Below are 21,369 nucleotides of genomic sequence, written 5' to 3'. Positions count from 1 at the left end.
AGCAAAATCAACCGATCCGCTTTTGGTCCGTATAAAATGGAATAGGATTTCCAAAAGCATTTTTTGCGTGCAAACTTGTAGCGTATCCCTTTATGCTATCGATTTTAAGATCGTTACTCCCTGAGGCAGATTTTTGGCGGCGGAGCGCAGGAAATTGAGCAGGTAAAGGAAAAGAATGGCTTTATTAGACCCATGATCCTTCGCTCTCTCTTGCTCATCGCAACGGTTTCGATTCTCGGTTGCCGTCGCGTACCCTCCCCACCCGGGGCCGACGAAGCGGTACTCACCTACACCCTTGACCCCGCCGTCCGCTACCAAACCATCCACAACTTCGGCGCTTCCGATGCCTGGACGATCCAGTATATCGGTGAAAACTGGCCGGAGGAGCAGCGCAGTCAGATCGCCGACTGGCTCTTCAGCGCGGAAACGGACGAGGCCGGCAACCCCCGCGGCATCGGTCTCACGGCCTGGCGCTTCAACATCGGGGCGGGCAGTCAGGCGCAGGGCGACGGCAGCGGCATCACCAGCGAGTGGCGGCGGGCCGAGTCCTTCGGGAACCCCGACGGCACCTACGACTGGTCGCGCCACGCCGGACAGCGCTGGATGCTACAGGCAGCGAAGGAACGCGGGTTAACAACCTTCATCGGCTTCGTTAACAGCCCCCCGGTGTGGATGACGCGCAACGGGAAGGCCTGGTCGGAGGATGGTAAAGAATCCAATCTCAAACCCGAGTACTATGGAGATTACGCCGATTACCTGGTGGATATCGTACAGGGGATGGAGCGGGAAGGCGGCATTACGTTCGATTTCCTCAGCCCCTTCAACGAGCCCCAGTGGGAGTGGATGTGCTGCAAGCAGGAAGGGACCCCCTACGACAACGACGAGCTGGCGGCCGTAACCCGGGAGATCGATGCCGCCTTCACCCGGGCCGGGATCGAAGGCACCGAGATCGAGATCGCCGAAACCGCCCAGGTGGAATACCTCTATAAGTCCGACAAGGGGCCGCGGCAGCGGAGCGACCAGCTACGGGCTTTCTTCGACCCGGCTTCCGAGCTGTATCTGGGTGACTTGGAACACCTCGCGCCGGAGGTAGCGGTCCACGATTACTTCTCCACCTGGCCGGTGGAAAACCTCGTCCGCACCCGGCAGCAGGCGTGGGCGGCGCTGCAACGGATCAACCCCGATCTGGAATACATGGCCAGCGAGTACTGCCTGCTGGAGGACAACGAGGAAGTTAAAGGTCCTGGCCGCGATCTCGGTATGGACCCGGCGCTGTACCTCGCCCGCGTGATGCAGGCCGACTTTCTGTTCGCCAACGCCAGCTCCTGGCAGTGGTGGCTGGGCGTGAGCAACGGTAACTATAAAGACGGGCTGGTGTATACCGACGACGATAAGTTCGCCGGGGAAATCTACGACTCGAAGTTGCTGTGGACCGTGGGTAACTTTTCTTATTTCCTGCGCCCCGGCGCCACCCGTCTTTCGATCGAACTTGCGGACGGTACGCCGGCTGAAGAAGCTTTTCCGGATGGGGTGATCGTCTCCGCCTACGAAAACGAGGACGGTAGCCGGGTGATCGTCTTCGTCAATCAGCGACCGGAGCCGCAGCCGGTTCGCCTAAGCGGCCCTACCGACGCCGACTTTCGGGCGTACGTCACCAGCGACGCCGAAGGGGACGACCTACGCCACGCCGGGACGTTCACCACCGCCGACGCGTACGTGCTTCCGGCCCGGTCGGTCGTTACTTGGCGGTTGGCAAGCCGATAAACAGAGAGGGGCCGCGGTCCGGCACAGAAAAGCGGGTGGCCCAACGGACCACCCGCCTCCTTCGGCTTGGTAGCGGTTACTGTTTGATGAGCTTGATTTGTTGGTGGCTGACATGGGCCCCGCGAACTTCTACCCAGTATACACCCGCCTGCAGGTCGGCTACGTCGATACGTTCCTTCCGGCTCCGCAGCGGCTGACGGCGAACCAACTGGCCGACCCCCGAGAAAATCTGCAGTTCGACGTCGTCGGTTACCGCCTCGGGCAACAGCACCTCAAAAGTTTGGGTGGTAGGGTTGGGGAAGAGGGAAATACCGGAAGCGGTTGGGCTAGCCGTTGTCGCTGCTCCGAAGGTGTTGAGCCGGAGATTTCCGGATACGGACTGGAAGCGGAACATCTGGTTCTGCGCGTTACCGATACAGTCCCACTGCAGCAGATTGGCACCGTCGGCGGCACTACTTCCCTCCACGTCCAGGCATTTTCCGGAATTTTCGGAAATGATCCGTACCCAGCCACCGCTGCCGGCGTTGGCAAAGGACCAGCGTTGTCCGGGCCCGCCCCAGTAGTCCCAAATGGCGATGTTAGCTCCGTTATCCGGGGAGATATTCCACACGTCCATGGCACGTCCGGTGGCGGTCAGCGGGTGGAAGCTCCAGTATCCGCTGCCGCGGTCTTCGGCTACCCAGTGCTGGTATTCGCCTCCCCAGTAGGACCACTGATTGACGTTGGCCCCGTTGGCGGAGTTGAAATCATAGAGTTCCAGTGCTTTATCCTGGGCGTGCCGCGGCGTAATGCGGTAAACGCCACCGTCGACGATCCCACTGCCACAGGTGCCGCACGAGGGGTCGCCCGATCCGCCGCCGCCACCGCCGGTGCTGAGCTTTCCCGCGCCGGCATTAGCCTGAACGTGGCTCGGCACCTGGCCGGCACTGAGGGCGGTGTAGCTGTAGGGGGGAGTCCACCCGACGCTGCTCACCTGCCCGTCGAAGCTATTCGGATTGCTGTTCACGAAGGCATTCCCCACGTTCTGAATTTGCCCCGAGGCATCGCCCTGGGTGCTCGGTCTGCGAACGTTGAGAAAGTAATTTCTCTCCGCGTAGATGCGGGAATTGATGCGGACGCCGATGGCGTAATCCCCTATATTGCTAAAGTAGTTATTGAGCATATGAACCCGCCCGTGCCGGATCATCGGGTTGCGACTACGGGTACCGTTCCACCAGTTGTAGGCCCAGGTAATGCGGTAGTTTCCGGTGTCGGAATTGGACGATCCGATCAGGTTGGTTTTGCGGCTGTTCGAGAAAACGCAGTAGGATACGGTGATGTAGTCCGATCCGTTTTTGATGTCCAGTTGTCCGTCGTAGGCCAGCTCGTTGGTCTGGTGGTTCTCGAAGGAGCAGTGATCGATCCAGATGCGGGAGGAGCGGGACTGAATGACCAGCAGGTCGTACTCGGCGTTGGAAGACGTGCAGTTCGAGGGTTGTCCGCCCTCGGTGGGCGTTTCGCACTGCCAGTTGGGATCGCGGGCATCCTTGAGGAAGAGGTTGCGGATGATGACGTTGGATACCCCGCTGAGCTTGATGCCGCCGTGGAGAAGGGTGGCATTGTTGCCCAGCCCGACGAGGGTGGTGTTGGAGCCGATGTTGGCCATATTGGCCACCCCAAGATCGATCGTCCCGCTGACGTAGACGACTTTGGGGCTGCTGCCGGACACGGCGGAGCGGAAGGCCGAGTTGGACGTGACGGTTACCGGAGCCGCATTACCGCCACCGGTAACGCTTCCGCCGCTGGTTGCCCAGCCGAAAGGAGTATCTACCAGGCCTTGCGCGTGGCATACGCTGAAGAGCAGGCACAGGCCCATGGTAAGGCCGATACTGCGAAGTAGAGATTTAAATTGCATGATAGTGATTGAAGGATGTGAGAAAAAGGTGTTTTCTGGATGGTACCGGCAATGGGGGGCTGCTTACCCGATGTAAGAGCTTGTTTGGACTTTAACAATCGGCCTAAGAATGGTCCTTTTCCCCCTGCTCTGCATTACCGAAAGTGGCTTCGTAGCACTGCTACGATCCACTTTCGGTGCCTCGATCAGTGGCAAAATGACTCATTTTCGCCCAGTAAGCCAAAGTCCAAACAAGCTCTAATCGAATAACGGCAGGGTAGGCGGGCCGATGATTCGGTCGGCTCGGGGCTACGCACGCTAACTGGGGAAGTTTAATAAGGGGGGCTGTCAGGCCGGAAACGGTAAACTATCCGGTGCGGTCGTACTGGTCGACGGCGAAGGATAAAAGTGATGGTGGCCTGTATAATGAATTCGGCAATACGGAAGGCGCTAGACGTCTCTGATAAGTGTAGCTTATACAAATATAACCCCCCGTAGCTAAAATGCAAATCGGACACCGAAGTTTGACTCAAAAAAGCCAAATAAATAATATGGTAAATTTGATGTTATTGATATAAACCTATAGTATTGAGTTGAATATCCGAACAAAGTATGCAAACCAATTTCCGGAAGTCGGGCAGGCGAAAGCAGTCGGGTCAGGCTAAGGGTGCCGCTTTTCAAACGCTTCTCGCGTAGAGGGATGGAGTCGTATGTGATTTTTGTCCGTCGCGTAACGCGAGATGCTCGCCAACCATAAAGGTCCACAACACAACACACTATGGACCGAAGTTTTTACCTCTTCCTCCTGTGCTTACTCTGCGGCACGGTCTTCGCTAACATCATTGAGGTTACCAACATGACGCTGACGGGGCAGAACTCCGGAAACGGAACCACGCAGATCCAATTCGACCTGGGCTGGGAAAACAGCTGGCGCATCAGCGTGGGCCCGGCTAATTACGACGCCGCCTGGGTATTCGCTAAATATCGCGTGAATAACGGGGCGTGGCGGCACTGTACGCTTAACACCGGTGGCAGCAGCGCTCCGGGCGGCGTCGTCATTTCCGTGGAGGACAACCTGGGCGCCTTTATCCACCGCTCGGCCGATGGCAGCGGCGACGTGGACTGGCAGGACCTGCAGCTGCAGTGGAACTACGGAGCCGACGGGGTAAGTGACGCCGACATCGTGGACGTGCAGGTATTCGCCACCGAGATGGTGTACGTACCCCAGGCGGCCTTTTCCCTCGGCTCGGTCTTTAGCGACCGCGACACGCTGAGCAATGAATTCTACCGGGTGGCGATCCCCTCCCAGCCTTACCCGGTGACCTCCGAGGCGGCGATCACGGTGGGCACCAGCTCGGGTAACCTGTACTACCCGGAAGACATCGGCGGGGCGGGGGACCGACTCGGGCCCATACCGGCAGCCTTTCCGAAGGGCTACGGGGCTTTTTACTGCATGAAGTACGAAGTCTCCCAGGACCAGTGGGTCGCCTTCTTCAACACCCTTTCCGATGCGGCCAAGGTAACCAACGACATCACCGCCCCAGGAACAGGGGGCAAAGGTTCGGACAACGAAGGCGCGCGCAATGGCATCTCCTGGGGAGACGCCGGCAACGCCGTGACTACCTTACCTAATGTAGCGATGAACTACGTCTCCAACGCGCGCGTGCTGGCCTTTCTCGATTGGGCCGGGCTCCGGCCCATGACCGAGCTTGAATTTGAAAAAGCCTGCCGGGGTACCGCTGCCCCCGTTGCCGGAGAATTCGCCTGGGGCACCGCCGCCATTGCCACCCAGGAATACGTGCTGGTGAATAGTGGAACGGCGACGGAGCATTTATCAAACCCCGCCGAGGGGGTCGGTAACGCCACTTACGACCAAACGTCCGACGGCTCGGGACCCAACCGGGTGGGGATCCACGCGGCCAGCGCCGTAAACCAGACGCGGGAAGAATCCGGGGGCAGTTACTACGGGATCATGGAACTGTCGGGGAACGTCTACGAGCGCGCCATCTCGGTGGGTAACCCCGCCGGCCGCGCCTTTGCTGGCAGCCACGGCGACGGAACGCTGGCCTCCTCCGGCGTCCACGATGTACTTGATTGGCCCAGCACGGACACCGGATTCTCCTACCGCGGCGCCGGCTTCTACAACCGAGTCGAGTACCTGCGCGTGGCCGACCGCCGCGACGGGGCTACTGTATCTAATGGAGGGAACAACCGGATCGGCTTCCGAGGGGTGCGGACCGCCAACTAGTAATCCCCCCTTATGCGTTTCCTGCTCCTTATCTTCCTCACGGGACTTTGTGCCCTTCCCCTGACCGGGCAGTTTGGCGGCGGTCCGGGCGACGGCCACGACGGGCGCCGCACCACGCAGGCCGACCTCACCGGCGTGCCGGCGGGCGTCCGCCCCCTCTACACCGGCGGGCCGGACGACGGCCACGGTCACCTGCAGCTCAACGACGTCGTGACCGCGGGCACCGGTTTGCTGGTGCTCTACGGCGGGGGACGAGGCGACGGCCACGACCGCCAACTGGCGGCGGCCTCCACCCTGACCGGCAATTTGTTGACGGTCCTCTACGCGGGCGGCCCGGCGGATGGCTTTGACCAGGAACTCCTCCCGGGCGTGACCGCCGGAGGTGGTTCGGTCACCGCACTCTACACCGGCGGCACGGGCGACGGCCACACGCGCTTCGCCACCTACGCGCTGAACCCGGGCGGTACCGCGTTGATGCTGTACGCGGGCGGCGCGGGCGACGGTCACGATCGCAGCTTCATTGCCGCTAGCGGACTGACCGGTACGAGCCTGGCGATGCTGTACGGCGGCGGAATCGGGGACGGTCACAGTCAGGCCGAACGGGTGCTTAGTTTTATCCCCTTCCCGCTCACCCTGGTTCGCTTCGACGCCACCGATCACGGCACCTATATCCTGCTGGAGTGGGAAACGGAAGACGAGGTGGATACCGACTACTTTACCGTACAACGAACCACGGATGGCAGCAAGCTGGACGAAGTGGGTAATCTGGCCGCCGCCGGCTTTACCCTACCCGGCGAACGCCGTACGTACAGCCTGCAGGACGATGCGCCCCTGTCCGGCACCAGTTACTACCGGCTGCGGGTCACCGATTTCGATGGCGCCCTAACGTTTAGCGATTTCGTCCCGATTCAACGCGGCGCGGAGGCCACCAACTGGGATTTTGTCCTCTACCCCAACCCCGGCACGGGCACCCACTTTCAACTGCGGCCCGACCAGGGTGCCGGACCCCTGACCGTTGAAGTGTACGATAACCAGGGGCGGAAGCTAACGGAAACCACCGTCCCGGCTGGGACGCAGGACGAGCAAATCGTCTTCCCCCGCCGCCTGCCGCCGGGTTCCTACCTGATCCGCGCTACGGACGGGGCAGGTCGATCACGGGTGAAGGTGCTGCTGGTGGGCCGGTAAGTACCTTTGTCCCCGATGCCGGACCAACTGGAAGCACGGGGGTATGCGATTGTCGAGCGGGCTTACAGCGCGGAAGAGATCGCGGCGATTAAAGCGGCCATTGCCGAGGCCGGTATTGAACGGGCATTCGGCGTGCGGGAGATCTTGCGCCGGGCACCGCGCTTGATACCCTTAATCTTTACGGACGGACTTCGCGAGCTGCTGCACGGCCTGCTGCCCTCCGGGGCACGCGTTATTCGCTCGATCTATTTCGATAAACCACCCGATGCCAACTGGATCGTCAACTGGCACCAGGACCTAACGGTAAACCTTGCCGAACGGGAGAATCACCCCGGATTTGTGAACTGGCGAAGCGTGCGGGGGCATGCCGTAGTCCAGCCCCCGGTGGACCTGCTACAGCGTGTAGTTACGGTGCGCATTCATCTCGATGCCTGCACGGAAGCCAACGGCGCCCTGCGGGTAATCCCGGGCTCGCACACGCAAGGGATCGTAACGATGAAGGACTGGCAGAAGACCGAGCCGGAAGAGATCTGTGTGGTCCCGGAGGGCGGCTTATTGCTGATGAAGCCGCTGACCCTGCACGCTTCACGTCGCACGGAAAATGCCCGCAACCGCCGGGTCATCCACCTGGAGTGTACGGACGCCGTTTTGCCGGGAACGCTGAGGTGGAACGAGGCCGTCCTTATTCCCTGACATGTCTTTACCTGCGCTCCGTCGCCCAAATCTATTGCCGAAATAATCGGAGGGGATAAGTCGTTCTAATAGCATCTCTCGTGAAATCAGCGTCCCGTAGTTTTTTAAGGGAAGAACGTATAGGTGTCGATTATTCGACCGTGGTTCTTCACCTCCCCGGGCGCCCGTAAGCTTACCCTATTGATGAAATTTTACCTGTTCCCCCTGTTCTTTTTGCCGCTTTTGCTGGCCGGACAAAGCATCCAGCACGAAGTCGGTATCCTCGACATCCAGCCCGACGGCGAGGATAAGCAGATCCTGGAGCTCGGTGCCCTGGGCGGAAAGCTGTTCTGGGCCGTGGAGGGCGACGTGAATTACCTCTCCAGCGGATCCGCTTCCACCACCGTCAGCTTCGCGGGCGAGGGGGATGTCGGCTTCCGGAGCGGGCTTGTGAACCTCGGAAACCGCGGCCAGGAATTCTACTTCTACTACCCCCACGAGGGAAAGGGCTATTACGTCAAAGTGGACGGCCGGTTGCCTTACCCCCGGCAGCTGAAGTTCGACCAGATCAACAAAGAAGGATTCCGGTACACGGAACCGATCAGGAGCGGTGACAACTTCTACGTGATCCGCGAACGGCAGGACGCCGAACTCAACCGTCATGTACGCCACCTGCTCGAACTGAATCCGATCGACGAAACGGCTACCGTCGTGCTGGCCGATACCCTGGCCTCCACCGCCCAGCCCCTGAGCGGCAGCATCGCCCAACTGGACGGGCACATCTACTTCGCGCGCTTTCAGGACGGAGGCTCCGGCCCCGCCGCCTACGACGTCGCGACCGGGAATGTCATCAACCTGGGAACCATTGAAACGACGGCCACCCTCGATTTTACCCGACTCGACAGCCGGCTCGTGCTTCGCTATATGGGTGCCGACGAGCGATCCGTGAGCCGCTTCTTTACCTTCAACGGAGGTGGAGCCACCCACGCGAAAACCATCCGCCCCGCCGTGGCCGAGGAGCTGAGCGGCCGGCTCGTAGCCCTCGGGGAAGACGGTACGCTTTACGGTGTGGACTACGCAGGCGGTGCGGCTACCGCGCTGGTAAGTGCTCCGGCTAACCAACATCTAGCGACCAAGATCTTCCGCATTAGCGACGACGAAGTCGTATACGCACGCGCCGATAACTTCGGCCAGTGGGTACTGGGCCGCAGCGACGGCACCGTAGCCGGCACGCGCGACATCGGGGCCATCGCCGCCATGGATGCCGCGGGCCCACAGGAATTCGCGCTGCTGGGGTCCTTCGTAGCCTTCCTCTCTCCCAATCAACCTCTCTACCTCTTCGATCCCGTAGCGGAAGTCCTACAGGAAGTCACCGCTGACCGCTCCAATAACAGTGCCGATCCCGGACTGGCCGTCATCGGTAACCGACTCTACTTTGCCGCCACCGACGGCGTAGCTGGCCAGGAGATTCATTACGTGACGGTCGACGAGCTGGACGTACTCTCCGGCATGGCTTTCCGCGACGATAACGGCAACGGTACGCAGGACGAAGGAGAGCCCGGCCTACCCAATATGGCCGTCTTCAACGGCGAGGAGAAAGTCTTTACCGACGAGGATGGAAAATTCTCCTACCCGATCGCGCACGGTGATGCCTACTCGGTCACCACCGACCCACTCGAATGCTACAGCCGCACCACACCCACCGAAACTTACACCGGTACCTTTAGCGTGGCCGCTCCACCGTCGATCGTATTCGGTTTCCAGCCGGATGAGTCCGCCGCCAAGCTACGCCTGCTGGTCAATACCGGCCGCATGCGGTGCAACTCCGACATTCCCGTGTGGCTCACCATCCTGAACGACGGCTGCCTGCCGCTGGCGGGTACCACCACGCTGACGCTGCCCGAGGGGATGACCTTCAACGAGTCGAAGCCGGCCGCTACCGGACAGTCCGGGCAAACCCTGACGTACACCTTCGATACGCTACAGCCCGGCCAGACCTGGTACGCCCTGCTGGAAGTGGCCACGCCCGACGAAACGGCCACCGGTACCGATGTGACGCTGGAAGCCACCGCCACCGGCACCACCGCCGGTCAGCTGACCGCAACCGTGGCGGACATCTACACCGAAGAGCTGCGCTGCGCCTACGACCCCAACGATATGCTCGTGAGCCCCAACCGGAAGGAACCGTCGAACAGCAACTATACCCAACTGGACGAGACCATCACCTACACGGTTCGCTTCCAAAATACGGGCAACGACACCGCCTACACCGTACTCGTCGAGGACGAGCTGACCGTACTGCACGACCTGTCCACCTTCCGGGAGGTCGCCGCCAGCCACCCCTACACGGTGAAGTGGTACGAGGCCGGCCGGGTCGTCTTCCGCTTTGAGGACATCTACCTGCCCGACAGCACGACCAATCTTGCCGGCAGCCAGGGCTTCGTGACCTTCGACATCCGGACGCGCCCGGACCTGGAAGACTTCACCGTGGTCAAGAATAACGTGGCGATCTACTTCGACGGCAATGCCCCGGTCATCACGAATACCGTTATCTCCACGATGGTATCGGAGCTGGATAAGGACGGCGACAAGTACCATTTCTACCTCGACTGCAACGACGAGGACGCGGCCATCCACCCCGGTGCGGAAGAGATCGTCGGTAACGACATCGACGAGAACTGCGACGGCAACCTGAAGAAGATATCCACGGGTACGGTCAACCTGCTCGCCGGAACCTTCAAGGTCTACCCTAACCCCGCCGGGGAGTGGTTGCAGTTGGAGTACCACGACCATAAGCTCCTGCACGCCGAACTGGTGGACGCCAGCGGCCGTCACCTGGTAGATGCCGATTTCGTAGGCAAGCTCCGCCTACCGGTAGGAACTTATCCGGCGGGCGTCTACTCCCTTCGGGTACGAAGCGTTGCTACCGGTGCCGGACTCGTTCGGCGGGTCGTGCTGACGGGGCGGTAGATCCTACCCCTACCGAATCAGCGTAAGCGTCCCGGAATAGGACCGGGTCACGCCATCCAGAAAGAGCACATCGGTCGCGTACACGTAAGTGCCCGGTGGTGCCAGGTCGCCTCCGAGGGTACCGTCCCAGCCGTCCGCTTCGTTGTTAGCGGCGAGGTCCGTGGCGCTGAAAATCTGCGCGCCCCAGCGGTCGTAAATCTGTAAGCTGGCGACGGCGAGGACATTCGGAGCCCGACCGAAAACCGCGAAGCGGTCGTTTCGGCCGTCTCCGTTGGGGGAGAAGGCGGTCGGGATATAGACCAGCCGTTCCTCGATGACCGAAAACCGGACCGAATCAGCAGCTACGCAACCGGTCGCGGAGGTGGCCCGTAGCGATAGCGTGACCGATCGCGGGGGCAGTACCTCGACGGCACGGCAGGTTGAATCGCAGTCGACCAGGCCCTCCGGAAGCCACCGGTAGGTGGTGATGGGTTGGCTGGTCTGCACCGGCAGGGTCACGGATTCGCCCAGCACGAGCGAATGATCCGGGCCCAGGTTTACGGTGAAGGGGAAAGGACTGACGAGGCGGATACTGTCTTCGGTGTAGCAACCGTAGCGGTCCGTCACCCGGTAGGCGTAGCTGCCCTCGGTTAGGGAGTCGATCGACTCACCGACTTCGTATGCTCCACCGGCGAAGGTGAAGGTATAGGGCGCCACGCCCCCGGTCACTCCGGAAAGGGTTGCGCTTCCGTCCTTGCGGTAGGAGCAGGAGGGATCCTCGAGGTCCAGCCCCTCGCGCAGACCGGGATCGGGAACGACCTGCAGATTAAGCTGTACGATGCTGTCGCAGCCGAGCGAGGAGATGAGGGTATCGGTATAGTTGCCGGTGGTGCGGTATTCCTTATCCCCGACCGGGAAGCTCAAGCCGGCGCAAATGGTATCGGTAACCGGGTACCGCAGGGGGAGAACCCGGACTTCCTTACTGTTCGATACGATGCGGCATTTGGAGCTGGCGAGGTTGGCCGGGCTATTGGCTACCAGGTAGCGATAAGCGTAGCGGCCGGCCGGTAGTCCTCCCTCCACCAGGGTAAGGTTGTTTTGCCCGGAGAGGTCTTCCCAGGTATTGCCGCCGTCGGGGCTGCGTTGCCACTGCACGGCGGGGCTGGGAAACTGGTCGCCGTTGATGGTGGCGGTGAGGGATAGGGGAATGCCGTCCTCGCAGATGGAGACGGCGCTTTCGGGCTGGATCAGGGCCTCGGGGCCGCAGGCGCGGAAGCTGATGTTATCCAGGGCGATGTCGTTGCCGACACCACCGGGGGCGTTGTTCCGCAGGGCCAGGGTGAGGGAGGTCTGGCCCGGCAGGGTCGTGAAGGTGAAGCCGTAGGTTTTCCAGGTGGCGTCTTCGGGAATGAAGCCGGTGTTGATGTATTCCGCCCCGTCTAGCAAAAAGGAGACGTTGGGGAGCAACTGATTATGGCCGCGTTGAACGACGTTGGTGACGTCGGCGGAAAACTGGTAGAGGGTATTCTCGCACAGCCCGGTGACTTCCTGCTCGTAGAAGAGCCCGGGTTCGTAGCTGGCGTTGACGAGCATCATGTACCCATTGGGGTCGTCGCTGTTATCGCCGAACTGCCGCCAGGTATTGAAGATGTTGTTCCAGAGACCGGTGTTGTTGGTAATGGTGTACGATCCGTCGTTTGGCGGTGGGTAGGTCGTGTAGGTAAAACCGGGGGCGATGCGGGGATCGGGGGTGAGCACGTTGGCGGTGCCGCTGCCGAAGTCACCGTCGGTGAAGATGTTTTCCCCCAGATTACCGGTGCATTCCTGGCCCCACATGGAGTGCCCGGCAAGCAGAAGAAGAAAGAAGAGGGCGGCGGGGCGCAGGTACAACGCTTTTCGGTTTACGTGGGGGTATTCTGCTAAAGATAAACCATCGTCGTCCGCTGCGGCACCGAAATCAGGGAATGGCGGTGGGGGGACGTAACTTACTGGGGCGAATAGTCTTCGTCGGTCAACCGCGACAACATGTCCCATTCCCTTTGCATTTCCCAGTACCGGGCCACCCTGGCCTCCCGGCAGGTCTTGTTTGCTTACTGCGCTAGCCTGGACGCCGAGGATTTCCTTCGTCCCAGCCCTTCCTTCGGCAATGGCGGCAGTATGCGCAGTCTGCTGGTGCACGTAGTGAATACCTACCAATACTGGGTGCTAGAAGTAGGCCTGTCAGCGGACGTGTCCTACACCGACTACCGGGAGGTGGAAACGGTCGAACAGATAGTCGGGTTATTCACGGCCATCGATGCGGCCGTCTTCCGCTTGCTGAACGACGATGCACACCCGGAAAGCGATATCTTCTACGAGCGGGATGGCAAGAGGGGCAGCGTGACCCGTCTGGCGATTTTCACCCACGTCATGACCCACGAGTTTCACCATAAGGGGCAGATTCTGTCGCTGAGCCGCGAATTAGGCTACACCCCCGTCGATACCGATATCATACGCTCAGCGGCTGGCCGGCATTGATTATCTTGGGCGGTACAACCTTCATCTGTTTTACCAACGAATACGCCATGCTTACGATCACCCGCCTATCCTCTGTTTGTTTGGTATTCCTGCTCACGCTCTTCACGGCCGGCCTGTCGGCCCAGAACGGCGAGGTGCGGGCCAGCCCGGCCGCCAGCGCGAGCCAGACCCTCGGAGCCGACACCGAAATCACCTTTAACTACAGTCGTCCGGCCGTAAAGGGGCGGACCGTCTGGGGCGGAATCGTCCCCTACGGCATGGCGGAAGGCAACAAATATTCCAACGATAAACCCTTCCCCTGGCGGGCGGGCGCCAACGAGAATACAACGGTCACCTTCAGCAAGGATGTCATGGTAGAGGGCGAAATGCTGCCCGCGGGCACCTACGGCCTGCACATGATCCCCGCCGAGGAAGGCGAGTGGACCGTCATCTTCAATAAGGTCAGCGACATCTGGGGCAGCTACCAGTACGACGAAAGCCAGGATGCCCTGCGCGTGGAAGTTTCTCCGGAGGAAGCGCCTATGCAGGAATGGCTCACCTTCGGTTTCGACGATAATACGGCTAGTTCTACCGAGGCCTATTTGCACTGGGAGGAGCTTAAAGTGCCGTTTGCTATCGCGGTGGTGGAGTAAGGGCTCGTTCATCGTCTGACAGCCCCTCTAATGCGCGATACCCTTGATCCTCCCGGATGATTTCTTCGTCAGCTTCGTTGTCCGAGCGGTGGGATACGACCCACCCCGGCGAATCGAATTACGCGGTCGGAACAACTACTGGTCGATGGTGCGGACCAACGGAGCCATCCTGCTGGTTACCGTCGCCATTTGGTTGGGATGCCGCTTTGCGGGATGGTGGCAGGAGAGCGAGGCGATACGAGTAATTTGTGCCTTACTGATCGTGCTGGCCGCGACCGCGACCTTGTTCAATCTCCGGAGAGCCAGAAAACCGACGTATCCAAAGGAGCGAATAGTCTTCACTCCCGAAGGCATCTCCACCTACCACGGGCCGGAATCGGCGGTGCAGCATATTCCGGCCGGTCGGCTGCACCGACTTACACTCCTCCGTTCGGGCGATAGGTACAAGTTCCTCCTTTATCCGGACGAACGACCGGCTTTCGAATTTTACCTTATCGAGGAACCGGCGCGGGCGCAGCGCGACTTCGTTTCCGATGTGCAGGAAATCCTGGGGATACCCGAGTCGAAGACCTACCGCCCTACCGCTCACAAGCAGGTGCATGTCCTGAGACAAGCCTCACCGCCGACCCGGTACGGAGCCGAAAGCCCGACCACCTATGACATCACGGATCTGCGGGACTACCGACCGACTCATTTTCGTCGGAGCGTTCGCGACGGTAAAGTAATAGTGCGGGGTGGTAAGCGTGGGCAGGTTACCGGTAAACAGTCTTTTGAAGTATGGCCGAAGGATGGCATCATTAAGGTGCGGCCTACCCTGTTGCTAGGCAAAGCTTACAGTATGGAAGGGTTGCGAACCTTCGATCACCGCGTGGATCTGGTAGCGGGGGGCTCCCATTCCTTCGTCAGGGGAGAAGTCTGGTTTGATACGAAGCAGGGGCACCGCGTGCAGCTATTCAGCCTCAGCGTCGATCTGTACAAGACCGGCGAATTGATCTTCGCCGATATGACGGATGACCTGCGCTATCTTGTTACCGCCCTGAATAAACTGCTCGACCCGACGCACTGACCGAGTTCCGGCCCGGCAGAGGGCCTGGCTTTTCTAGACCCTACCACACGAATTATGGCGTGGCAAGACGATATCACCCAGTTCTGGGTACGCACGACCGGCCGGCGGATCGATCCCGTTCGGGATGCCTGGCTGCTCAACCGCATCTTCAGCCGGCGCCTGCAGCAGCTCAATTTGCCGCTCAACCCGCTGGATACCGCGATGGGACTGCGTAGCCGGGTCATTAAGCTTCGGGATCCCGTCAGCCGCACGGTGCGCTATACCATTTGGTACCGCATCATTAAGCGCAGTGGTGACGTGATCTACTCGGGGGTGTACACGGCCTGCGCGCATCCGCGTTACGATCATCCGCTCCTCAAAGTCATCTTCCCGCTGCCCAACGGCAGTGCCTCGGTCGTGATGGACCGCGTTATCGAGGCGGATGGCTCCCTGCTCCTGCGCTCGGACGGCCGCTACTTCGGAGCGAACGGTTTCTACTTTACGGTGACGGACAGGCGGGGCAGATGGTGGGCCAGGTTCGTGCGGGCCATGCACGAATGGATCCGGGTATACGAAGACGATGAGGGGGTGCTACGGGCCGACCACCACCTACGCTTTTTCGGGTTCCGGTTGCTGGAATTGCATTATAAAATGGTCCGTTTTCGATAAGGCTTTCTACCTGCGCTCCGCCGCCCGAAAAGCCTGTATTCGGCTTGGTGGCGCCCGGATTCGGCTACGTCCCGGCGGGAGGGGGGGTGTTTGCTAGGTATAATTATCAAAACGACTATACCATGCATATTATCATCACCGGTTCCCTTGGACACATCGGCCGCCCCCTCACCGAAGAGCTACTCGCTAAGGGACATACCCTCACCGTGATCAGCAGCTCGGAGAGCCGCCGGGCGGAGATCGTGAAACTAGGCGTTAGGGCGGCTATCGGGTCGTTAAACGACGCTTCTTTTCTCACCCACACGTTTACTGGCGCCGACCTACTCTACGCCATGGTGCCGCCGGACATGCGCCATGCCTCCGATCTGGTCGGATTCTACCGGGAGGTCGGCGAGAATTACGCCCGCGCCATCCGCGAAGCCGGCGTGCCGCGGGTCATTTACCTCAGTAGCTTCGGCGCGGAACTGGACCATGGCACGGGGAACATCCTGGGCGCCCACTACGTGGAAGAAACCCTGAAAGAACTGGCGGAAACCGACGTGACCTTCATCCGGCCCACGTCCTTCTACTATAACTTTCTCGGCTTCATCGGCACCATCAAGGCCACCGGAAAGATCCTGGCGAACTACGGCGGGCCGAACAGCATTCCGCTGGTTTCGCCCCGGGATATCGCGGCAGCAATTTCCGAAGAGGTGGACCGCCCCGGGGAGCACCGGAAGATCCGCTACGTATACAGCGACGAACGGACAGGCGACGAGGTAGCCCAAGTGCTGGGTGCGGCCATCGGTAAACCCGACCTGGAATGGGTAGTTGTTCCGGACGCGGATATGAAGCGGGGCCTGCTGGGTACCGGGATGCCGGAAGGGCTGGCCGATAACCTCACCGACCTGTACGCCAGCATCCACAGCGGCCGACTGGGACGGGAGTTTCAGGCTAACAAACCGGCGGAGGCGGGTAACGTTAAACTCGAGGACTACGCTCCCGAATTCGCCGCCGCTTACCGAAACGCGTAACCTGCTCCGCCCATGCCCCTGTACCGTGCCGAGACCATCAGTCAGTACCACGCCAACTGTGGACTGCCGTCGCCCGTCCACCCGCTGGTGAGCGTGGCCCGCTTCGAGGATATGCGGCTGGAACGGACGGTGCGGCTGAAAAGCCTGCAGAATGGATTTTACCTGATGGGCCTGAAGCGCGACGCGGGGGTCATGATGAAATACGGGCGACAGGCGTACGACTTCGACGAAGGCCTGATGTTCTTCACGGCCCCGGGGCAGACGTATACGATCGAACTGCAGGATGACGCCCAGACCCGGGGCTGGGTACTCATGGTCCACCCCGACTTTCTGTACGGAACGCCCCTCGCGGAGGGAATTCATCGCTACGAGTACTTCGGGTACGCGGTGCACGAAGCGCTGCACTTGTCGGACCGGGAGGAGGAGATCATTCTGTCGATCATCGATAACATCCGGCGGGAATTTGCGGGGAACCTGGACGAATTCAGCCAGGATATTGTCGTGACCCAGCTGACCGGGCTACTGAACTACGCGGAGCGCTTCTACCGGCGGCAGTTTCTGACGCGAAAGAAGGAGAACCACGCGCTGATCGCCCGGCTGGAAGAGGCCGTTTTCGCCTACTTCCGGACGGGCGATCTGGCGCGCGTCGGTTTACCTTCCGTACAGGAGGTGGCCGGAAAACTTCACGTATCGCCCGGGTATTTGAGTGAGGTACTGCGGATGGTCACGGGGCACGGCGCGCAGGACTACCTCCACGCCCGCCTCATTGATCGGGCAAAGGCGGACTTGGCGGGAGGTGCGCATACGGTGAGCGAAGTAGCTTACGGCCTGGGCTTCCGGCATCCGCAGTCGTTCAGTAAATTCTTCAAGGCTAAAACGGGGCAGTCGCCTTCGGCCTTCCGGGGCGAGTTCAATTAACAGGACCGTTTCGTTTCACGGCTCTGCCCAAAAAAGAGCCGGGGGTGCTTATCTTCCACTGCGATGGACCAACAAACGGACATACTCCAGCGGATGGACGGCCGGGTAAACGAATGGAAGTCGACCGGCGACGCCCGCCATGTCTTCCTCGGCTGCTACCGGATGATGACCGGGGGCATGCTGGAAGCCATTGACGCGAACGTCTTCCACGACCGGGAATGGATCAGCGAGCTCCTCCACCGCTTTGCCGGCTACTACTTCGACGCCCTGACCTGCTACGACTGTGGAGACCGGGTGCCGGAGGTGTGGCGGCACGTGCATGAAGTAAGCGCCAAGCAGGACCTGCGCGAGGTGCAGCATCTTCTGCTGGGCGTAAATGCCCACATCAATTACGACCTGGTGCTGACGCTATGCGATATGTTGGAGCGGGAATGGAACGACTTGCCACCCGAGCAACGAAAAATACGCTACGCCGACCACTGTCGGGTAAACGAAGTAATCGCCGGTACGATCGACCGCGTACAGGACCAGATCCTGGCCCCGAACGATCCCGTGATGGGTTGGCTGGATCGGGCTTGCGGCCGGCTCGACGAATACCTCATCGCGGGCCTGATCCGTCGTTGGCGCGAGGAGGTCTGGCAGCGTGCCCGGACCTTGTTGACCGAGACGGACGCAATGGGACGCGAGCGGCTACGGAAGGAATTGGAAGCGGATGTGTTGCGGCGCGGAAGATTGCTGGCTTGGTCGGTGTAGCGGGCCGTATCCAAATTCTTACCTTCCGCAGCCTAACTACCCAGCGATATGAAAAAAATAGCCCTCGTGCTCTCCGGTGGCGGCTTTAAGGGTGCCTTCCAGGTCGGTGCCCTCCAGTACCTGCGCGAGAACTGGGACCAAATCGCCCCACAGCGCCCGCCCCTCTCCTTCGATATCGTGGCCGGCGTTTCGGTGGGATCGCTGAACGGCCTGCTGGTGGCGACCGGTGAATTTGAACGCCTGCTGCAGCTGTGGGAGGACGTCGCCGAGAACGGGGTGAGCGAAATCTATTCGTCCGACTTCATCAACACGGACACCGACCAAAGCGACCCCACCCCGGAACTGGAACTGAGCCTGACGTGGGATACGCTGCGCAAACACTTTCCGGAAACCACGAAGAATATTTTGTTCCGGGCCATCTTCAACCGGAAGGCTATCCTGCGGTCCCTCAAAACGGAATTTCAGCAGTTCAAATCGGTAGCCAGCAACGACCCGCTGCGGCAAAAACTGCTGGGGCTGGCCAAGCGGGAGAAGGTCGGGGATACCGTGTACAAATGTGGGTTCGTATCGCTCCGCGACGGTCGGTACTATTCGGTGAGCCAGAACGACTTCAGGACGGATACCGATTTCGCCGACGGGGTGCTGGCGTCCACGGCCATGCCCATCGTCTGGAGCCCGGTGGAGGGAGTGGATAACAGTGCGGGAAGCCCCGAAAGCCTGGTGGACGGGGGCATCCGGGATGTCTCTCCCCTGGGGGACGTGATCGACGAGATCGCCAAGGATGACTCACCGGAAGACTACACGATCATCATCATCAACTGCAGCTCGGGGAAGGTGACGGAGGAAGACTTCCGGGATAAGAACATCGTCCAGATCGCCCTGCGCTCCCTCGTCGACATCGCCATTACGGAGATCTTTAATAACGACATCCGCGAGTTTCTGGATAAGAACTACATCCTGCAGCAGGTCCGCGCCAAGCTACCCGACGAACCCATCTACGACTACGACGCGGACACCAATGGACGGGGCAATCCACTCAAGTTCTTTAATACCATGGTCATCCAACCGGAAGCCAACATCTTGGGCGATACGCTGACGGCGAGTCGGCCACAGGTGGAGTACCGGCTGGCGCACGGTCGGGCGCGGGCGGAGATCGCGCTGCGGCGGCATTTAAATGATGCTGGGGGGGATGGGGTTACGGTGGTTTAGGGGGGGTGCGAGGTGCGGGGTGCGAGGGTGCGAGGGTGCGGGGTACGGGGGTATTGAAGGAAGGGGTAAAAGACTAAATACGGGGCTAGGGGTACGGAAATCCGATAGCCAAACAGGGCGGCGGGGCGCAGGTAATGGGGGCGTAATGGGGTTGGAAATTGATAGACACTCCGTAGCTTGGAGGAGATGCCACCTGAAAACCCGGTAGCCGGTTGTCATTCCGGATCGAACGTATTCGACACACGGTGGGCGAAGCCGTATATAAACGTTTAAATTCGAGTATATACGTTTAAAGATGGATAGATCGGGCCTTTCTGTTTTTATTTGTTGAAAACAGACGGGTGAGCAACATTTTGATACAAAAGGTGGACGGTCGCCGGGAGACGCGTTACGTGTTCCGGCCGAAGGATTACATACCGGATTTTACGAAGGTTTGCCGTGACGTGCCGGGATTGCGGTACCATCGCTCGCGTAAGTATTGGTCGGCGGACAGGGGGCCCGGAACGCTGCGCGAGCTGAACAGGATCTGCAGCGCGGGTCGACTGGAATGGACATATGCCTTGGAGGCCGGGGGTGGGGAACCGGACAGGCAGAAACCGGTAGAAAAGGAGAAACGGCGATCGACTGAGGAAGATTCCGCCTTACCCCTACCCGACCACTGGGCGGACCGTTTGATTCGTACGGAGGATCAATTGCGGGTACGGCGGTATAGTTGGCGGACGGTGAAGGGCTATATGGCGCATCTTCGTCGATTCTTCCACGACCGGCGTCACCTGGATCCCCAGCAGGTGGACGTAGAGGTCGTGCGGCAGTACATCATCGAGCGGGGCCGGCAGGGTCGATTTTCTGAGTCCAGCCAGCACCAGTTGTTGAACGCCGTAAAATTTTGGATGGAACACATCGAGGGTCGAGAGAAGTCGTTCATCGAGTTACGGCCGCGCGGATCGCAGAAACTTCCGCAGGTGCTCAGCACGGAGGAGGTAAGGAGGCTCTTCGCGGTGGTGCAGAACATCAAACACCGGTGCCTTTTGAAATTGATCTACGGTTGTGGTTTGCGATTGGGAGAAGCCTGCCGCTTGCAAGTGATGGATCTGCACATGGATCGGCAGGAAATATTCATCCGGTGCTCGAAGGGAAAGAAAGACCGGTACGTGACCTTTCCCAGATCGATACGGGCGGATCTAGCGGCCTACCGGGCGGAGTACAGACCCGTACGGTGGCTATTTGAGGGGCAGCACGGAGGTCAGTACGCGGAGCGTAGCGTACAAATGATCCTTAAGCGCGCGGTGGTGGATAGCGGGGTGAACCCCCTGGCGACCGTGCACACGCTGCGGCATAGCTATGCCACCCACCTGATAGAGCGGGGCGTGAGTACGCGTCACATTCAAGAGCTGCTGGGGCATGCAAGCAGTAGAACGACCGAAATCTATACCCACATATCCAGACAGGAACGCCGGCGGGTAAATAGTCCGCTGGATGATTTATGACCACGAGCCAATTCGTCATACCACCCGTCGCGGCACGCGGAGAGCTAATTTTTGCAGGATGACTAGGAGACGAGCATGGCCAAGCAGCGAATTGGTTTAGGGCTCCCTTGTTATCGTTCGGCTGACGGAATACATACCATCCGTTGCGGGATACCTACGTGTGGGCGCGCACACCCGTCAATTGTTGCACACCCGTCAATCCGGTAATACGCGAATCGCTTAGTTTCGTGATACGTACGGATTGTGGTGTACACCCGTCAATAATTGCGGCGCTATTGGGTGCGTATGCGCAATGCGGGTGCGATATTGTTGGGCGCCATACGCGACAAAAACACACTGGGGTTTTCACCCCGACCACCGGTGGAAATAAGGCACGATCGCCGCAGCCCGCAGAACGGCTGGTCGATCCAAAAAATAAGGAATCATGCTGTTGGC

At 60.0% G+C, this 21,369-nt stretch carries 16 protein-coding genes; 14 read left to right on the top strand and 2 right to left on the bottom strand.

Annotated elements, in window-relative coordinates:
- Positions 1 to 192 precede the first annotated feature (192 nt).
- Positions 193 to 1,764 (top strand): glycoside hydrolase family 30 protein, encoded by a 1,572-nt coding sequence (locus tag DRW39_RS20260; RefSeq protein ID WP_116108916.1) that lies wholly within the window; start codon positions 193 to 195, stop codon positions 1,762 to 1,764.
- A 76-nt stretch (positions 1,765 to 1,840) separates the two neighbouring features.
- Here DRW39_RS20260 and DRW39_RS20255 read toward each other — a convergent pair whose 3' ends face one another.
- On the bottom strand, positions 1,841 to 3,658 hold the full coding sequence (locus DRW39_RS20255; RefSeq protein WP_116108915.1) for an RICIN domain-containing protein: 1,818 nt from the start codon (positions 3,656 to 3,658) through the stop codon (positions 1,841 to 1,843).
- A gap of 757 nt (positions 3,659 to 4,415) precedes the next feature.
- Between DRW39_RS20255 and DRW39_RS20250 the strand changes: the two genes are divergently transcribed.
- From DRW39_RS20250 to DRW39_RS20235, 4 genes are all read left to right on the top strand, one after another.
- Entirely contained in the window at positions 4,416 to 5,885 is a 1,470-nt protein-coding gene (locus DRW39_RS20250) for a formylglycine-generating enzyme family protein (protein WP_116108914.1), read from the top strand.
- Between the two features lie 12 nt (positions 5,886 to 5,897).
- Positions 5,898 to 7,070: a T9SS type A sorting domain-containing protein gene (locus DRW39_RS20245; RefSeq protein ID WP_116108913.1), complete on the top strand. Its 1,173-nt coding sequence runs from the start codon at positions 5,898 to 5,900 to the stop codon at positions 7,068 to 7,070.
- Between the two features lie 15 nt (positions 7,071 to 7,085).
- Positions 7,086 to 7,763: a phytanoyl-CoA dioxygenase family protein gene (locus DRW39_RS20240; protein ID WP_116108912.1), complete on the top strand. Its 678-nt coding sequence runs from the start codon at positions 7,086 to 7,088 to the stop codon at positions 7,761 to 7,763.
- A gap of 183 nt (positions 7,764 to 7,946) precedes the next feature.
- On the top strand, positions 7,947 to 10,712 hold the full coding sequence (locus tag DRW39_RS20235; RefSeq protein ID WP_116108911.1) for a MopE-related protein: 2,766 nt from the start codon (positions 7,947 to 7,949) through the stop codon (positions 10,710 to 10,712).
- A gap of 9 nt (positions 10,713 to 10,721) precedes the next feature.
- Here the strand turns inward: DRW39_RS20235 and DRW39_RS20230 are convergent, their stop codons facing one another.
- The gene (locus tag DRW39_RS20230) at positions 10,722 to 12,581 is read right to left on the bottom strand and encodes a gliding motility-associated C-terminal domain-containing protein (RefSeq protein ID WP_157976262.1); all 1,860 of its coding nucleotides are present in this window, start codon (positions 12,579 to 12,581) and stop codon (positions 10,722 to 10,724) included.
- A 135-nt stretch (positions 12,582 to 12,716) separates the two neighbouring features.
- Here DRW39_RS20230 and DRW39_RS20225 point away from each other — a divergent pair, with 135 nt between their 5' ends.
- From DRW39_RS20225 to DRW39_RS20185, 9 genes are all read left to right on the top strand, one after another.
- A complete protein-coding gene (locus DRW39_RS20225) occupies positions 12,717 to 13,208 on the top strand; it encodes a DinB family protein (protein ID WP_116108909.1) in 492 nt (163 codons plus the stop codon).
- A 47-nt stretch (positions 13,209 to 13,255) separates the two neighbouring features.
- A complete protein-coding gene (locus DRW39_RS20220; RefSeq protein WP_116108961.1) occupies positions 13,256 to 13,840 on the top strand; it encodes a DUF2911 domain-containing protein in 585 nt (194 codons plus the stop codon).
- Between the two features lie 43 nt (positions 13,841 to 13,883).
- The gene (locus tag DRW39_RS20215) at positions 13,884 to 14,906 is read left to right on the top strand and encodes a hypothetical protein (RefSeq protein WP_116108908.1); all 1,023 of its coding nucleotides are present in this window, start codon (positions 13,884 to 13,886) and stop codon (positions 14,904 to 14,906) included.
- 54 nt (positions 14,907 to 14,960) lie between these two features.
- Complete coding sequence (locus DRW39_RS20210; protein ID WP_116108907.1) at positions 14,961 to 15,554, top strand: hypothetical protein; 594 nt, start codon at positions 14,961 to 14,963, stop codon at positions 15,552 to 15,554.
- A 122-nt stretch (positions 15,555 to 15,676) separates the two neighbouring features.
- On the top strand, positions 15,677 to 16,567 hold the full coding sequence (locus DRW39_RS20205) for an NmrA family NAD(P)-binding protein (protein WP_116108906.1): 891 nt from the start codon (positions 15,677 to 15,679) through the stop codon (positions 16,565 to 16,567).
- A 12-nt stretch (positions 16,568 to 16,579) separates the two neighbouring features.
- On the top strand, positions 16,580 to 17,485 hold the full coding sequence (locus tag DRW39_RS20200) for a helix-turn-helix domain-containing protein (protein WP_116108905.1): 906 nt from the start codon (positions 16,580 to 16,582) through the stop codon (positions 17,483 to 17,485).
- Positions 17,486 to 17,548: 63 nt separating this feature from the next.
- Positions 17,549 to 18,238, top strand: a complete 690-nt coding sequence (locus DRW39_RS20195) for a DUF5995 family protein (protein ID WP_116108904.1) — start codon at positions 17,549 to 17,551, stop codon at positions 18,236 to 18,238.
- Between the two features lie 48 nt (positions 18,239 to 18,286).
- Positions 18,287 to 19,447, top strand: coding sequence for a patatin-like phospholipase family protein (locus DRW39_RS20190; protein WP_116108903.1), 1,161 nt, complete (start codon positions 18,287 to 18,289; stop codon positions 19,445 to 19,447).
- 341 nt (positions 19,448 to 19,788) lie between these two features.
- Positions 19,789 to 20,934, top strand: coding sequence for a tyrosine-type recombinase/integrase (locus tag DRW39_RS20185; protein ID WP_116108902.1), 1,146 nt, complete (start codon positions 19,789 to 19,791; stop codon positions 20,932 to 20,934).
- The last annotated feature ends 435 nt before the right edge of the window (positions 20,935 to 21,369 follow it).

The organism is Lewinella sp. IMCC34191 (assembly GCF_003390935.1).
GTDB lineage: Bacteria > Bacteroidota > Bacteroidia > Chitinophagales > Saprospiraceae > Neolewinella.
Note: the sequence above shows the minus strand (reverse complement) of the source record. Positions and strands in the feature narration are given on the sequence as shown.

Bases quoted from the DNA above. Each gene is read 5' to 3' on its own strand.
- DRW39_RS20190 (WP_116108903.1), top strand. From the start codon at position 18,287: ATGAAAAAAATAGCCCTCGTGCTCTCCGGTGGCGGCTTTAAGGGTGCC.
- DRW39_RS20260 (WP_116108916.1), top strand. From the start codon at position 193: ATGATCCTTCGCTCTCTCTTGCTCATCGCAACGGTTTCGATTCTCGGT.
- DRW39_RS20245 (WP_116108913.1), top strand. From the start codon at position 5,898: ATGCGTTTCCTGCTCCTTATCTTCCTCACGGGACTTTGTGCCCTTCCC.
- DRW39_RS20250 (WP_116108914.1), top strand. From the start codon at position 4,416: ATGGACCGAAGTTTTTACCTCTTCCTCCTGTGCTTACTCTGCGGCACG.
- DRW39_RS20255 (WP_116108915.1), bottom strand. From the start codon at position 3,658: ATGCAATTTAAATCTCTACTTCGCAGTATCGGCCTTACCATGGGCCTG.
- DRW39_RS20220 (WP_116108961.1), top strand. From the start codon at position 13,256: ATGCTTACGATCACCCGCCTATCCTCTGTTTGTTTGGTATTCCTGCTC.
- DRW39_RS20225 (WP_116108909.1), top strand. From the start codon at position 12,717: ATGTCCCATTCCCTTTGCATTTCCCAGTACCGGGCCACCCTGGCCTCC.
- DRW39_RS20205 (WP_116108906.1), top strand. From the start codon at position 15,677: ATGCATATTATCATCACCGGTTCCCTTGGACACATCGGCCGCCCCCTC.
- DRW39_RS20235 (WP_116108911.1), top strand. From the start codon at position 7,947: ATGAAATTTTACCTGTTCCCCCTGTTCTTTTTGCCGCTTTTGCTGGCC.
- DRW39_RS20240 (WP_116108912.1), top strand. From the start codon at position 7,086: ATGCCGGACCAACTGGAAGCACGGGGGTATGCGATTGTCGAGCGGGCT.
- DRW39_RS20200 (WP_116108905.1), top strand. From the start codon at position 16,580: ATGCCCCTGTACCGTGCCGAGACCATCAGTCAGTACCACGCCAACTGT.
- DRW39_RS20195 (WP_116108904.1), top strand. From the start codon at position 17,549: ATGGACCAACAAACGGACATACTCCAGCGGATGGACGGCCGGGTAAAC.
- DRW39_RS20210 (WP_116108907.1), top strand. From the start codon at position 14,961: ATGGCGTGGCAAGACGATATCACCCAGTTCTGGGTACGCACGACCGGC.